Genomic DNA, 14266 nt, shown 5'->3' with positions numbered 1-14266 from the left:
CCATGCTGTTATATACGATTTACCTGGTGGCGATCGTCGCCGAAGCGATGTCCGGCGCCATCATGGGCATGCGGCGCGGCATGGACTTATTTGGCATCTGCATGATCGGCACCGTCACGGCTCTCGGCGGCGGCACCGTGCGCGACGTGCTGCTGGGGCACTACCCGCTGGGCTGGATCGCGCATCCGGAATACCTGCTGTTTACCATCGGCGCGGCCGTCGTCACGGCCTTTGTCGCGCGCTATCTGCACCATCTGCGCGCCGTCTTCCTGCTGGTCGATGGACTGGGGCTGGTGGCGTTCTGCGTGATCGGCTGCGACATCGCCATGTCGGCCAAGATGCATCCGGCCATCGTCGTGCTGGCGGGGATGATCACGGGCGTCTTCGGCGGCCTGCTGCGCGATATCCTGTGCAACCAGATTCCGCTGGTCCTGCAGCGCGAAGTGTATGCCACCGTGGCGCTGTTTACGGGCAGCCTGTACGTGGGCCTGCTGTACTTCAAGGTCGACAGCTCGGTGGCGCAGCTGGCGTCGATCGGCGCCGGCTTCCTGTTCCGTTTCCTGGCTTTGCACTTCGAGTGGCGCCTGCCGAATTTCAATGGCGACCGCATACGCGGCTTTGAGTAAGCTGAACGCCGCGTAAATTTTTTTTGCGCGTTTAACCCCTTCTGCTGCGCTGCCGCGTTTCATGGTTGACACCCCAGCCAACCGGAGAAGAAGCGATGTCCAGCGCCCGCAAGATCACCTTGATACTGTCCCTGCTGCTGTCGGCAGGCTGCCACGCCGCCGGGACGGCGCCAGGGAAAACCCTGACGGCCTTCGCCAGCGAGCAAGCCTTGAGCAGCTACCTGCAGCAGCTGCAGGCGCGCCAGGCGGCCCTGCTCAGGGAGCAGCAGAAACTGCAGCGCGCCACCTCGCAGTATGCGGCGCAGTACGCGGCGACGGCACCCATATCGCCATCCGCTCCGCCGGCTCCACCTCCCGCGCCGATGGCGGCCAAGGCCGCGCCGGCGCCATCGGCAGAAGCTGCGGAATCCGTCACCAATGTGCAGACGGCAGGCGTGGACGAAGGCGGCATCGTCAAGCTGCATGGCAAGCACCTGGTGATGCTGCGGCGCGGCAAGCTGTTCACCGTGCAGGTGGGCGGCAATGCCCTGCAGCCGGTGTCCTCGCTCGATGCGTACGCGCCGGGCAGCGACCCGTCCGGCAGCTGGTATGACGAAATGCTGGTCGATGGCGACACCTTGGTGGTGATCGGCTACAGCTACAGCCGCGGCGGCACGGAAATCGGCCTGTTCGACATCAGCGCGGACGGCAAGCTGGCCTACCGTGCCACCTACCATTTGCGCTCGAACGATTACTACTCCTCGCGCAATTACGCCAGCCGCCTGATCGGCAGCAAGCTGGTGTTCTATTCCCCCCTGTCGCTGGACTTGCGCAGCAAGGACCCGTTCGGCGGCTTTCCCGCCCTGCGCCGCTGGCGCCCTGACGCCGTGCCGTCCGACTTCAAGCGCATCGCCCCGGCCACGCGCATCTACCGCACCGATGAAGAAGCCGAAGCCGGCGCCGGCCTGACCCTGCACACGGTCACGGTGTGCGACCTGGCGCAGCGCGACATGCGCTGTGAAGCGACGGCCGTGATGGGACCGCGCGGGCGCGTCTTCCATGTGTCGGGCCAGTCCGTCTACGTGTGGACCACGCGCCGGGGCAGCGACTCGGGCGTGTTCCGCATCCCGCTCGATGGCAGTGCGCCCAGCGCCCTGAAAGTGGCGGGCGCGCCCGTCGACCAGTTCTCGTTCCTGGAAAGCAACGACGGCCACCTGAACGTCCTGCTGCGCGCCGAAGGCCAGGGCGACGCCATGTGGGATGGCGCGCGGGGACGCGGCGACATGGCACTGCTGCGCGTGCCGCTGGCATCGTTCTCCGATGGCCGCGACAGCGCGCCTGCCAGCAGCTACCGGGCACTGCCCGGTGGCGGCGGCTACGGCCTGCAGAACCGGTTCGTGGGAGCGTATCTGTTGTACGGGAACTCTGGCCATGCCGGACGCCGCAAGGCCGACCAGGCCTGGCCGCGCCAGCCGCTGTATGCCGTGCGCTGGGCAGATGCGGACAGCGTGCAGTCCCTGGCCCTGCCGCATGGCGTGGAACGCATCGAGGCACTGGGCAATGACGCCGTGGTGATCGGCACGCAGGGCAAGGACCTGCATTTCAGCAGCATCCGCCTGGGGGCGCAGGCGGCGATCGCCACGCGCTACATCCGCGCCGACGCGGCGCAGGGCGAGTCGCGCAGCCACGGTTTCTTCTACAAGCCGCAAACGGCCAGCGAGGGCATGATCGGCCTGCCCATCCTGGGCGCGGACGAGCGTCCCGGCTTGAGCCGGCCGGCCGCCTCCGTCCTGTATCTGCGCAACAGCGGCTTGACCTTGACGGAGCTGGGCGCGCTGGCCGCGCGGCCCGGGCCGGCGCCGGACGATGGCTGCCGCGCTTCCTGCGTGGACTGGTACGGCAATGCGCGCCCGCTGTTCCTGCAGGGCCGGGTCTTCGCCTTGCTCGGCTATGAAGTGGTGGAAGGGGCGCTGAAGGATGGGCAGATCCGCGAAGTGCGCCGCATCAGCTATGCGCCCACTGCACGCTGACGGCGTGATCCGCGCTACGCGGCATTTGTCGCTGCCGCGTAGTTCGGCTACACTGGATCGCATGCCCGACACTTTACTCACCGCGACGGATGAAGACCTGATGCTGCGCTACAGCGCCGGCGACCTGCCGTCGTTTCGCGAATTGTACCGGCGCCACAGCCAGGGCCTGTATCGCTTCGTGGCCTGGCGCGCACCGCGCCGCGCCTGGGTGGACGAGATCGTGCAGGATGCGTGGGCCAGCCTGCATGCGGCGCGCGCCGGCTACCAGCCGCAAGCGGCGTTTCGCACCTATCTGTACCAGATCGCGCGCAACCGCCTGATCGATCTGCTGCGCCAGCGGGAAGGGCAGGAGCACGCGGTGGAAGATGAACTGGCGGACGACGGCGCCTCGCCGCAGCAGTCGCTGGAACAGAAACAGCAGCACGCGCGGCTGCATGCGGCCATCGCCGCGCTGCCGGTGGAGCAAAAGGAAGCGCTGGTGCTGCAGCAGTTCAGCGGCATGAGCCTCCACGACATTGCCGTAGTGACGGGGGCGGAAGCGGAAACCGTCAAGAGCCGGCTGCGCTACGCCATGCAGAAATTGCGCGCCCAGCTCGATGGCGCGGCCGGCGCGGGAGGACAGGCATGAACACGCACGATCAAGATAACGATGAACCGATTGACGAGGAATTGACCGCGCTGCTGGCCAGCCTGCCGCAGCCGGCGCCGTCCAGCGCGCTCGATGTGGCCATCCTGGCCGGCGCGGAAAAAGCCTTGCGGCCGCCGGCAGCGGCCAACGACAGCGCCGATGGCGTGCTGCGCACGCTGTCCGCGAAAAAGTCGCCCGACTACCTGCAGCGCTGGCGCGTTCCGCTCGGGCTGGCCGCCGCCGTGCTGCTGACGGTGAACCTGATCGGCGTGGACTGGTTCGGCTCGAAGCCGGCGCAGTTTCCCGTGATCGGGGAACCGGCCACGCCGGAGGTGATGCCTGCGCCTGCTGCTTCTGCCCGTAGCTCTGTGCCGCCGCAGGTCGCTGAGGCGGTGCCGCAGCCCGCGCCTTTGCCGTCGGCACCGCCACCGCGCGCGCTGGCCAAGATGGTGCCCAGGCCAGCGGCGCAGGCCGAGCCAGCGCCGGCACAGCGATCCGCACCGCCGGCGCCAGTCGCGTTTCCCACGCCGCAGACAGCGCCAGTGGCACCTGCTGCGCCTCCGGCACCGCCAGCACCGCCACCGGCGCCTGCCACGGCGATGCGCGAGCAGATGGAGCAGCAGGCCGCCATGCAGGCCGAAGCCAGCATGCAGCGCCAGGCGCCGGTGCAGCGTGCGCCAGCCATGTCCGCTCCCGTGGCGGCACGCGCCGCGCCGCTGCCGCCGCCTGCAAGGCTCGACGCTTCCGTATGGCTGGTGAAAATCGACGCGCTGCTCAAGGCGGGCGAGGGCGCGCTGGCGCAGCAGGAATGGGCCGCGTTCAGGCAGGCGTATCCCGATTATCCGGCGGCCGAGGAATTGCGGCAGCGGCTGGAAAAGCAGAAGCAGTAGCGAGTTGATGCGCTACCTGAACCCGCAGGCAAAGAGCTGGGGTCAGTTACTTCGTGATCGTCATGTCCCCTATTTGGGGGCATGACCCCTGCAGGGGCTGACCCCGGAATCGAAGAATGGCAGCGGCGCCCGGAAAAGCCTACACGGTAGCGAAGGCTAGACGATGCCCTTCCTGCGCTCCCACACGGCGCTGCCGACGAAAATGGCGGCGCACACCCACATCACGGCCGGCAGGGCGTTTACGCCTACCGACTGCATCAGGACGCCCGTCAGCAGGGGACCGCCGCCGCTGGTGATGCCCCAGGTGGCATTGACGATGGCGCTGGCGCTGGTCAGCGACAGTCCCGTAAAACGTTCGCCGCAGGCCACCAGCGCCAGCATGTAGATGCCGCCCGCCGCCGCGCCCAGCAGCAACAGCAAGGTCCACCACAGCCACGGCGTGCCGACGGCGAACGGCAGCAGCGGCAGCAGCAGGCAGACGGCCACGCCGCAGCCCGCGTGCACCCTGGCGCGGCCGAAGCGGTCGGCCATCCAGCCCAGCACGAATTGCAGGCCCGTGTCACCCACCAGCACCACGGTGGCCGACAGCAGGGCCAGGTCCGTGCCGATGCCATGCTCCATCGCATACAGGGGCAGCAAGCTCAATGCCAGGGTATCGAACAGGGCGAAGAAGGCGGCGCCCAGCACGATCATCGGCATGCGCGGCAGGATCAGGGTCCACTTCACGCCATGTTCTTCCGGTTCGCGTGCCGGGCCGCTGTTCGAGATCAGCATCAGCCCCGGCACGGCCAGCAAGAACAGCAGGCCGCAGGCGGCGAAGCTCCAGGAAATCTTGTCGTTGAAGAGGGCCACGAGGGCGGGGCCGATCAGCTGGAAGAAGGTAAAACTGGTGGTGTACATGGCCACCACCCTGCCGCGTGAATTGTCCGGCGCCAGCCGGTTCACCCACGCCTCGCCGATGGTAAACAGCACGCCCATGGCGCCGCCGAACAGGAAGCGCAGCACGCTCCACGCCAGCAGATGGTCGGTGAACTGCATGGCGATCGTCGCCAGCGACGCCGCCCAGACGGCGCCCAGCATGGTCGCGCGCGCGCCGAAACGGCCGACCCAGCCCGAGACAAATGGCGAGGCGGCCAGGATGCCCAGGGCGCTGACGGCCGTGATCATGCCGATGATGTCCGTGCCCACGCCGCGCTGGTGCAGGGTCAGTGCGGTGAGCGGCATGGTGGCGCCCAGTCCCAGTCCCACCACGCCGATGCTGACTACGAGGGCAAAGAAATCGCGCCAGGGCATGTGCTTCATGGCCGCCCCCTCGGGACGGAAAAGGGGTTCAGGAAGGCTGGAATACGGTGTGGATGCATGGGAACGTGGTCAACTTTGCCTGCGGCGCTGGTGTTTGGCGCCGGACGGGCATATGATGATTTTATCAAGAGCAATATTGCAAAGCCGTAGTGTAGGCGATGTGCGCCACCGCTGGCCATGCCCATGCGTGTGGCCGCCATCTGCGGCTCTGCTGTACAGTGAAGCGAGCGGCAGCGCTGTCATGGCGCTGTCATTGGATCGTCACGCCAGCGAGGTAGTACTCTATGCGCCGTCCCATCGTTCTCGTCCCCGCCTGCCAGCGCCAGCTTGGCAATCACGCCTGGCATATGGCGCAGGACAAATACCTGCACGCCGTGCTGTACGGCGCCGGCTGCATGCCGCTGTTGCTGCCCGCTTTTGGGGCGGAGGCGGACCTGGAAGCTGCGCTGCACATCGCCGATGGCGTCATGCTGACCGGTTCCGCCTCGAACGTCGATGCGCGCCTGTACGGCGAAGACATCCTGCATCCCGAGCTGCCGCAAGACCCCGCGCGCGACGCCACCACCTTGCCCCTGATCCGCGCCGCGCTGGCGCGCCAGCTGCCCTTGCTGGCCATCTGCCGCGGCTTCCAGGAAGTCAACGTGGCCCTGGGCGGCAGCCTGCACCAGGCCGTGCACGCCGTCCCGGGCATGATGGACCACCGTGAAAACGTCCTCGATTCCCTGGAGCGCCAATACGCGCCCGCGCACCGCATCAAGTTGATGCCCGATGGCTTGCTGTCACGCCTGCTGGGCGGCGAGAGCGAGATGATGGTCAATTCCCTGCATGGCCAGGGCGTCGCCCGTCTGGCCGATGGCTTGCTGGTGGAAGCGCTGGCCGACGACGGCCTGGTGGAAGCGTATAGCGTGGCCAGCGCCGCCGGTTTTACCCTGGCCGTGCAGTGGCACCCCGAGTGGCAGGTGGAAGACAATGCGCAGTCCATGCGCCTGTTTGGCGCCTTCGGCCAGGCGTGCCGCGATTACCAGGAACAGCAGCATAGAAAGAAAGAATGACAGGCGCACCGCACCAGTATCACGCGGTGCTTAATCAGGAAAAGCGCAAGACCAACGAGAGGGAAACATGGCAATACGCGAAAATTTCACTTATACGGACATGGATTTGTGGCTCAATGAAAAGCGCGTCACGGAAATCGAATGCCTGGTCCCCGACTTGACGGGCGTGGCACGGGGGAAGATTCTGCCGCGCGGGAAATTCACCCAGGAGCGCGGCATGCGCATCCCGGAAGCCGTACTGGGCATGACGGTGACGGGCAACTACCCGGTCGACGATGGCGGCTATGACCGCGCCATTTCCAGCACCGACCGCGACATGATTTTAAAGGCCGATCCCACCACCATCACGATGGTGCCATGGGCCACGGACCCCACCGCGCAAGTCATCCATGACTGCTATTTCGCCGATGGCGCGCTGGTCGATTTCGCTCCCCGCTCCGTGCTGCGGCGCGTGCTGAAACTGTATGCGGACAAGGGCTGGAAACCGGTGGTGGCGCCGGAGCTGGAGTTCTACCTGACGGCGAAAAACACGGACCCGGACCTGCCCCTGAAGCCGCCAATCGGGCGCAGCGGCCGGGCCGAGACGAGCCGCCAGGTGTACAGCATCGATGCCGTCAACGAGTTCGACCCGTTGTTCGAGGATATCTACGATTACTGCGAACTGATGAACCTTGACGTCGATACCCTGATCCACGAGATCGGCGCGGGGCAGATGGAAATCAACTTCCTGCACGGCGACCCGCTGGGCTTGGCCGACAAGGTGTTTTTCTTCAAGCGCACCCTGCGCGAAGCGGCCCTGAAACACGACATGTACGCCACCTTCATGGCCAAGCCGATGGCGGGAGAACCCGGTTCGGCCATGCACGTGCACCAGAGCGTCGTCGACGCGAAGACGGGCTTGAATATTTTCAGCAACGAGGACGGTTCGGCCGCGCCCATTTTCAAGCACTACATCGCGGGATTGCAGCGCTACATGCCATCGGCCATGGCCATCGTCGCGCCGTATGTGAATTCCTACCGCCGCATCGTGCGCCACACGGCCGCGCCCATCAACATCCAGTGGGGCCTGGACAACCGCACGGTGGGTTTCCGCGTGCCGGAATCGGGGGTGCAGGACCGGCGCGTGGAAAACCGCATCATCGGCGCCGACGCGAATCCCTACCTGGCCCTGGCCGTCACCCTGGCCTGCGGCTACCTGGGCATGACGGAGCAGCTGGAAGCGACACCGATGATGGTGGGCAGCGCCTACGACATGAAATTCGAGCTGCCGCAAGGCTTGCCCGAGGCCCTGCAGCTGCTGCGCGCGGAAGACAAGCTGCGCACGGTGCTGGGCGAGCGCTTCATCGACGTGTATGCGGCCATCAAGGACCTGGAGCACCAGGAGTTCATGACGGTGATCAGTCCCTGGGAGCGCGAACATTTACTGTTGCATGTCTAAGAAAGGAACTGCATGAGCACATCCAACAATCCGCTGGCGCCAAGCGCCGCTTTGGTCTCCTCCGTGGCGCAGAAAAACGCGGCGCCGCAGGTGTACGATACAAACGCCATCCAGCAGATGGACTCGGCCCACTACCTGCATCCATTCACCGATTTCCAGGATCTGGCCAGCAAGGGCGCGCGCGTGATGGTGCGCGGCGACGGCGTCTATCTGTGGGATAGCCAGGGCAAGAAAATCGTCGACGGCATGTCGGGCCTGTGGTGCGTCAACGTGGGCTATGGCCGCACGTCGATCTCGCAAGCCGTGTACCGGCAGATGGAGACGCTGCCTTTCTATAACAGCTTCTTTGGCACGACCAACGTGCCGGCCGCGCAGCTGGCGGCCAAGCTGGCGCAAATATCGCCGCCGCAGTTCCAGCACGTGTTCTTCACCAGTTCCGGCTCCGAAGGCAACGACACGAATCTGCGCATGGTGCGCCGCTACTGGGACATCCTCGGCTACAAGGAACGCCACACCGTCATCAGCCGCCACAACGCGTATCACGGCAGCACGGTGGCGGGAGCATCCTTGGGCGGCATGGATGGCATGCATGCGCAGGGCGGCATGCCGATACCGGGCATCGTGCATATCGGCCAGCCCAATTATCTGGAGTCGGGCCACGGCTTGAGACCGGAAGCCTTCGGCTTGAAGGCGGCCGGCTGGCTGGAAGACAAAATCCTGGAAATCGGCGCCGACAAGGTGGCCGCCTTCATCGGCGAGCCGGTGCAGGGCGCGGGCGGCGTCATCATCCCGCCGTCGACCTACTGGCCGGAGATCCAGCGCATCTGCGACAAGTACGGCATCTTGCTGATCGCCGATGAAGTCATCTGCGGTTTCGGCCGCCTGGGCCGCTGGTTCGGCTCCGAGCTGTTCGGCATCAAGCCCGACCTGATCACGTTTGCCAAGGGCGTCACCTCGGGCTATGTGCCGCTGGGCGGCGTGCTGGTGGGCGACAGGGTGGCCAAGGTCTTGATCGAGCAGGGCGGTGAATTCACGCATGGCTTTACCTATTCGGGCCACCCCGTCGCTTGCGCGGCGGCGCTGGAAAATATCCGCATCATCGAGGAAGAGCAGCTGGTGGCCAAGGTGGCGGACGACACAGGGCCGTACCTGCAGCAATGCTTCGCCAGCCTGGGCGAGCACCCGCTGGTGGGCTATGCGGACAGCTGCGGCCTGGTGGCGGGCCTGAACCTGGTGCGCAAGAAGGGCGCCACCGTGCACGACAACGAATTGTTCGACGAAAGCCAGGGCGTGGGCATGATCTGCCGCGGCCACATGTTCGACAATGGCGTCATCATGCGCGCCGTGGGCGAACGCATGATCGTCGCCCCGCCGCTGGTGATGACGCGCGCGCAGATCGATGAGATGGTGGGCTTGATACGGCTGTGCCTGGACAAGACGTATGCGGAGGTGAAAGCGAAGGGCTGGGTTTAATTCTGAGCTGGCTTAAATACCGGGGTCAGACCCGCCGGGTCTGACCCCGGCCTTTGCCGTTGGGTTTTTGCCCAAATAAGCAGCATCTATGCATTTTTTGGACCGCAATCGCGGCAGTTCCGCTAAACTTCCATCTTGGCCGCTCCATTAGCGGCCAGTTTTTCATTTTGACACCCTCTTACCCAAAGCATCCACATGACGATAGCAACACCAGCCGCGTCGGCCAGCGACGCCCCAGCGCCTTTTTTGCTGATTGATCAACTGGTCAAGGAATTCGATGGCGTGCGCGCCGTCAACGATATTTCCGTGACGATCAACAAGGGCGAGATCTTCGCCTTGCTGGGTAGTTCAGGTTGCGGCAAGTCGACCCTGCTGCGCATGCTGGCCGGCTTCGAGACGCCGACCTCGGGCAGGATCGCCCTGGCGGGCAACAGCATCGTCGATGTGCCGCCGCACCAGCGTCCCATCAACATGATGTTCCAGTCGTACGCGCTGTTTCCCCATTTGTCCGTGTGGGACAACATCGCCTTCGGGCTGCGCCGCGATGGCTTGCCGAAAGCGGAAGTGGCGGCGCGGGTCGAGCAGATGCTGGCGCTGGTGCAGCTGGGGCAGTATGCGAAGCGCAAGCCGCACCAGTTGTCGGGCGGCCAGCAGCAGCGCGTGGCGCTGGCGCGCAGCCTGGCCAAGCGGCCGCAATTGCTGCTGCTCGACGAGCCGCTGGGCGCCCTGGACAAAAAACTGCGCGAGCGCACGCAGATGGAACTGGTGAACATCATCGAGCAGGTGGGCGTCACCTGCGTGATGGTCACGCACGACCAGGACGAGGCCATGAGCATGGCCACGCGCATCGCCGTCATGAGCGAAGGACGCATCCTGCAGGTGGGCGCGCCCGGCGAAATCTATGAAACGCCGAACTGCCGCTTCGTCGCCGACTTCATCGGCAGCGTGAACCTGTTCGACGGCCACATCACGCAGGACGAACCCGATCACGTGGTGATCGCCACGCCCGATGGCGAGCACTATGTCTCGCATGGCATCACGGGCAACCTGGGCATGGATGTCTCGGTGGCCGTGCGCCCCGAAAAAATCGGCATCCAGATCGCGCCACCTTCCCTGGAAGAGCGCGCGTCACCAAAGGAACACGGCTACAACTGCGCCCAGGGCGTGATCGTCGCCATGGCGTACTTTGGCAATGAAACCAGCTACCACGTGCGCCTCGACAGCGGCACGCTGGTGAAAGTCTCGCGCACCAACGCAGCCCGCCACGACGCCGCGCGCCTCGAGCGCGAACAGCGCGTGTGGGTATGGTGGGACGGCGCCGACATCGTCGTGCTGACCAGCTGAGGCCATCATGACGTCTATTCTGCACATGTTGCGCGGTCTTGTGACCCTGCGCTGGATAACGGGGAAAAACGCGGGCCGCAACGCCGTCATCGCCGTGCCGTCGCTGTTCCTGGCGGCCGCTTTCCTGGTGCCCTTCCTGATCGTGCTGCGTATCAGCCTGTCCGACATGGATACGGCGGGCAGCCCGTTCGGCGGCCTGCTGTCGTATGTCGACGGCATCGTCGTGCTGAAGGTGAAAATCGCCAACTACCTGTTCATCGCCGCCGATGAACTGTATCTGCTCACCTACCTCAGTTCATTGAAATACGCGGCCATCACCACGGCCATTTGCCTCTTCATCGGCTACCCGTTCGCCTACTTCATGGCGCGCGCCAGGCCGTCCATCCGTCCCGTGCTGATGATGCTGGTGATGCTGCCGTTCTGGACCTCCTTCCTGCTGCGCGTGTATGCGTGGAAGGGCATCCTTGCCAACCACGGCCTGCTCAACGACCTGCTGATCGCGCTCGGTGTCATTCAAGAACCGCTGCACATGATGAACACCTCGTTCTCGCTGGTGGTCGGCATGGTGTACGCCTATCTGCCCTTCATGATTCTGCCCCTGTACGCCAACCTGGTGAAAATGGACATGCGCTATCTGGAAGCGGCGGCCGACCTGGGCGCCACGCCGCTGCAGGCGTTCTGGCGCATCACCGTGCCCCTGTCGAAGTCGGGCATCATTGCCGGCGCCATGCTGGTGTTCATTCCGTCCGTGGGCGAATACGTGATCCCCGAGCTGCTGGGCGGCCCGGAAACCCTGATGATCGGCCGCGTGCTGTGGGATGAATATTTCACCAATAACGACTGGGCCATGGCGTCGTCGGTGACGGTGCTGGTGGTCTTGCTGATCCTCGTGCCGATGGCCATTTTTAACAAATACAAGACGGACCAGGAAGCGGGGGAGCGCACATGAACGGACGTACTTTCCTGCAGCGCTGGTTCGGCCGCGGTTGGCTTTCACTTGGCTATCTGTTCCTCTACCTGCCCATCATCGTGCTGATCGTCTTCTCGTTCAACAGTTCGCGCCAGGACATGGTGTGGAGCGGCTTTTCGCTGCGCTGGTACAGCGAGTTGATGAGCGATACGGAGATCATTTCGGGCTTCGGCCTGTCGCTGAAGATCGCCTTCATGTCGGCGACATCCTCCGTCATCCTCGGCACCTTTGCCGCTTTTGCCCTCACCAGCTACCAGCGCTTCCGTGGCCGCACCGTGTTTTCCGCCATGGTCAGCGCACCTTTGGTGATGCCGGAAGTGATCATCGGCCTGTCGCTGCTGCTGATGCTGGTGTCCATGCAAAAGGTCTTCGGTTTCCCCGAGCGGGGCGTGCTGACCATCTGGCTCGGCCACACCCTGCTGGGCATGGCGTATGCGGCCGTGGTGGTGCAGTCGCGCCTGCAGGAAATGAGCAAGTCCGTGGCCGAAGCGGCCATGGACCTGGGCTGCCGCGCGCACCAGGTGTTCTTCCTCGTGACCCTGCCGAACATCACGCAGGCCTTGGCCTCGGCCTGGCTGCTGACGTTTACCCTGTCGCTGGACGACGTGGTGTTGTCCGCTTTCCTGTCCGGTCCCGGTTCGACGACGATGCCGCTGGTGATCTTCTCGCGCGCGCGCCTGGGGCTTGACCCGCGCGTCAACGCCATCGCCGCGCTGACCATCCTTGTCGTGACCATCGCCGTGATCGCGTATGCCGTGATGCTGGCGCGCGCCGACCGCAGACGGCGCAAGCAACTGTCCGCGGCGTATTTGGAAGACTAGAGTAAGCTGGCGTTTTCACCTTGCAGGAGACGACCATGACGGAAAACACCAGCTGGCATGCGCGCGCCGCAGCGCTCACGATCGATGGCCGCGCTGTCATCAATGGCGAGCGCACTGGGGCCGTATCCGGCCAGACCTTCGATAATCACTCGCCCATCGATGGGCGCTTGCTGGGGCAGGTGGCGCGCTGCGACGGCGCCGACGTGGAGGCGGCCGTGCTGGCCGCCCGCGCCGCCTTTGACGATCGCCGCTGGGCCGGCAAGTCGCCGGCGCAGCGCAAGCGCATCTTGATCAAGTTCGCCGACCTGGTGCAGCAGAACGGCCCCGAGCTGGCCCTGCTGGAAACCCTGGACATGGGAAAACCGATCAAATACAGCCAGAGCGTGGACGTGGGCGCCACGGCCAACTGCCTGCGCTGGTATGGCGAGGCGATCGACAAGGTCTACGATGAAATCGCTCCCACTCCCGCCAACAGCCTGGCCTTGATCACGCGCGAACCGGTGGGCGTCGTCGCCGCCATCGTGCCATGGAACTACCCGATGATCATGGCCGCCTGGAAGATCGCGCCCGCCCTCGCGGCCGGCAACAGCGTGATCCTGAAACCGTCCGAAAAATCGCCGCTGACGGCGCTGCGCCTGGCCGACATCGCGCTGCAGGCGGGCGTGCCTCCCGGCGTGTTCAATGTGCTGCCCGGTTATGGCAGCGAGGCGGGCGCCGCGCTGGCGCTGCACATGGATATCGATTGCATCGGTTTTACGGGTTCCACGCGCACGGGGAAACTGATCGTGCAGATGGCGGGCCAGTCGAACCTGAAACGGGCGTGGACTGAGCTGGGCGGCAAGTCCGCCAACATCGTCTGCGCCGATTGCCCTGACCTGGACAAGGCCGTGGCGGCCGCTGTCGGTTCCATCTTCTTCAACCAGGGTGAAAGCTGCAACGCGCCTTCGCGCTTGTTCGTGGAAGAATCGATCAGGGAAGAATTTATCGCCAAGGCGCAGGCCATGCTGCCGCGCTTCCAGCCCGGCGACCCGCTCGACGAAGCCACTGTCATGGGGGCGATTGTCGACGCCACGCAGATGCAGACGGTGATGGGCTATATCGCGGCCGGCAAGAACGAAGGCGCGCAGCTGCTGGGCGGCGGCGAGGCCGTGCGCCTGGAGACGGGCGGCTACTATGTGCAGCCGACCATCTTCGGCGTGGATGCCGGCATGACGATCGCGCGCGAAGAGATCTTCGGCCCTGTGCTGTCCGTGCTGGGCTTTACGGATCTCGCCGAGGCGATCCGGCAGGCCAACGCCACGCCCTACGGCTTGCAGGCGGCCGTATGGACATCGGACATCAGCAAGGCCATCCAGACCTCGCGTGCCCTGCGTGCCGGTACCGTGCACGTCAACCAGTACGATGGCGACGACATCACCGTGCCGTTCGGCGGCTACAAGCAGTCGGGCAACGGGCGCGACAAGTCATTGCACGCGCTGGACAAGTACACGGAATTGAAGACGACCTGGATACAGGTGGGGTAGGGGGAATTGTTGGCGTGAAACCGGGGTCAGACCCGCCGGGTCTGACCCCATATTTTGCCGCCGTAGGTCGGCTTAGCTGTGATGTTTCAATAGGTTGTTGTGGTTCATTCGGATTGGATTTGAGACACTGGAAATCGCCAAACCCCCAGTTCTCAAGGAAACCAACCGAATGAACATCCATAAGAATGCC

Annotated in this window: 12 protein-coding genes; 11 read left to right on the top strand and 1 reads right to left on the bottom strand. The window is 64.8% G+C overall.

Annotation, left to right across the window (positions count from 1 at the left end):
* The first annotated feature begins 2 nt into the window (after window positions 1-2).
* The 4 genes from ACQ4WR_RS24335 (at window position 3) to ACQ4WR_RS24320 (ending at window position 4153) form a co-directional block, all read left to right on the top strand.
* Window positions 3-626, top strand: coding sequence for a trimeric intracellular cation channel family protein (locus ACQ4WR_RS24335; protein WP_099376350.1), 624 nt, complete (start codon window positions 3-5; stop codon window positions 624-626).
* Between the two features lie 95 nt (window positions 627-721).
* Window positions 722-2635: a beta-propeller domain-containing protein gene (locus ACQ4WR_RS24330; protein WP_436490440.1), complete on the top strand. Its 1914-nt coding sequence runs from the start codon at window positions 722-724 to the stop codon at window positions 2633-2635.
* Between the two features lie 61 nt (window positions 2636-2696).
* Complete coding sequence (locus ACQ4WR_RS24325; RefSeq protein WP_436490438.1) at window positions 2697-3263, top strand: sigma-70 family RNA polymerase sigma factor; 567 nt, start codon at window positions 2697-2699, stop codon at window positions 3261-3263.
* Window positions 3260-4153: a hypothetical protein gene (locus ACQ4WR_RS24320; RefSeq protein WP_436490436.1), complete on the top strand. Its 894-nt coding sequence runs from the start codon at window positions 3260-3262 to the stop codon at window positions 4151-4153. Before ACQ4WR_RS24325 ends, ACQ4WR_RS24320 begins: the two co-directional genes overlap by 4 nt.
* 156 nt (window positions 4154-4309) lie before the next feature.
* On the opposite strand, the gene ACQ4WR_RS24315 is transcribed toward ACQ4WR_RS24320, so the two are convergent.
* The gene (locus ACQ4WR_RS24315) at window positions 4310-5455 is read right to left on the bottom strand and encodes an MFS transporter (protein WP_436490434.1); all 1146 of its coding nucleotides are present in this window, start codon (window positions 5453-5455) and stop codon (window positions 4310-4312) included.
* A 284-nt stretch (window positions 5456-5739) separates the two neighbouring features.
* Here ACQ4WR_RS24315 and ACQ4WR_RS24310 point away from each other — a divergent pair, with 284 nt between their 5' ends.
* From ACQ4WR_RS24310 to ACQ4WR_RS24280, 7 genes are all read left to right on the top strand, one after another.
* Entirely contained in the window at window positions 5740-6507 is a 768-nt protein-coding gene (locus ACQ4WR_RS24310; RefSeq protein WP_436490433.1) for a gamma-glutamyl-gamma-aminobutyrate hydrolase family protein, read from the top strand.
* A 67-nt stretch (window positions 6508-6574) separates the two neighbouring features.
* Window positions 6575-7945 (top strand): glutamine synthetase family protein, encoded by a 1371-nt coding sequence (locus ACQ4WR_RS24305; RefSeq protein WP_035822563.1) that lies wholly within the window; start codon window positions 6575-6577, stop codon window positions 7943-7945.
* A gap of 12 nt (window positions 7946-7957) precedes the next feature.
* Window positions 7958-9418 carry an aspartate aminotransferase family protein gene (locus ACQ4WR_RS24300; RefSeq protein ID WP_436490431.1) on the top strand — a complete coding sequence of 487 codons (1461 nt, stop codon included), beginning with the start codon at window positions 7958-7960 and terminating at the stop codon, window positions 9416-9418.
* A 195-nt stretch (window positions 9419-9613) separates the two neighbouring features.
* Window positions 9614-10762, top strand: a complete 1149-nt coding sequence (locus ACQ4WR_RS24295; protein WP_436490430.1) for an ABC transporter ATP-binding protein — start codon at window positions 9614-9616, stop codon at window positions 10760-10762.
* Window positions 10763-10769: 7 nt separating this feature from the next.
* Window positions 10770-11711 (top strand): ABC transporter permease subunit, encoded by a 942-nt coding sequence (locus ACQ4WR_RS24290; protein ID WP_436490428.1) that lies wholly within the window; start codon window positions 10770-10772, stop codon window positions 11709-11711.
* Window positions 11708-12553, top strand: coding sequence for an ABC transporter permease (locus ACQ4WR_RS24285; RefSeq protein WP_436490426.1), 846 nt, complete (start codon window positions 11708-11710; stop codon window positions 12551-12553). Before ACQ4WR_RS24290 ends, ACQ4WR_RS24285 begins: the two co-directional genes overlap by 4 nt.
* A 35-nt stretch (window positions 12554-12588) precedes the next feature.
* On the top strand, window positions 12589-14076 hold the full coding sequence (locus ACQ4WR_RS24280; protein ID WP_436490424.1) for an aldehyde dehydrogenase: 1488 nt from the start codon (window positions 12589-12591) through the stop codon (window positions 14074-14076).
* Window positions 14077-14266 lie beyond the last annotated feature (190 nt).

Origin of the sequence: Janthinobacterium amylolyticum, from assembly GCF_051380655.1 — a bacterium.
Taxonomy (GTDB): domain Bacteria; phylum Pseudomonadota; class Gammaproteobacteria; order Burkholderiales; family Burkholderiaceae_D; genus Janthinobacterium.
This window is presented reverse-complemented; position numbering and strand designations above follow the sequence as displayed.

Bases quoted from the DNA above. Each gene is read 5' to 3' on its own strand.
- ACQ4WR_RS24320 (WP_436490436.1), top strand. From the start codon at position 3,260: ATGAACACGCACGATCAAGATAACGATGAACCGATTGACGAGGAATTG.
- ACQ4WR_RS24280 (WP_436490424.1), top strand. From the start codon at position 12,589: ATGACGGAAAACACCAGCTGGCATGCGCGCGCCGCAGCGCTCACGATC.
- ACQ4WR_RS24310 (WP_436490433.1), top strand. From the start codon at position 5,740: ATGCGCCGTCCCATCGTTCTCGTCCCCGCCTGCCAGCGCCAGCTTGGC.
- ACQ4WR_RS24295 (WP_436490430.1), top strand. From the start codon at position 9,614: ATGACGATAGCAACACCAGCCGCGTCGGCCAGCGACGCCCCAGCGCCT.
- ACQ4WR_RS24300 (WP_436490431.1), top strand. From the start codon at position 7,958: ATGAGCACATCCAACAATCCGCTGGCGCCAAGCGCCGCTTTGGTCTCC.
- ACQ4WR_RS24315 (WP_436490434.1), bottom strand. From the start codon at position 5,455: ATGAAGCACATGCCCTGGCGCGATTTCTTTGCCCTCGTAGTCAGCATC.
- ACQ4WR_RS24290 (WP_436490428.1), top strand. From the start codon at position 10,770: ATGACGTCTATTCTGCACATGTTGCGCGGTCTTGTGACCCTGCGCTGG.
- ACQ4WR_RS24285 (WP_436490426.1), top strand. From the start codon at position 11,708: ATGAACGGACGTACTTTCCTGCAGCGCTGGTTCGGCCGCGGTTGGCTT.
- ACQ4WR_RS24330 (WP_436490440.1), top strand. From the start codon at position 722: ATGTCCAGCGCCCGCAAGATCACCTTGATACTGTCCCTGCTGCTGTCG.
- ACQ4WR_RS24305 (WP_035822563.1), top strand. From the start codon at position 6,575: ATGGCAATACGCGAAAATTTCACTTATACGGACATGGATTTGTGGCTC.
- ACQ4WR_RS24325 (WP_436490438.1), top strand. From the start codon at position 2,697: ATGCCCGACACTTTACTCACCGCGACGGATGAAGACCTGATGCTGCGC.
- ACQ4WR_RS24335 (WP_099376350.1), top strand. From the start codon at position 3: ATGCTGTTATATACGATTTACCTGGTGGCGATCGTCGCCGAAGCGATG.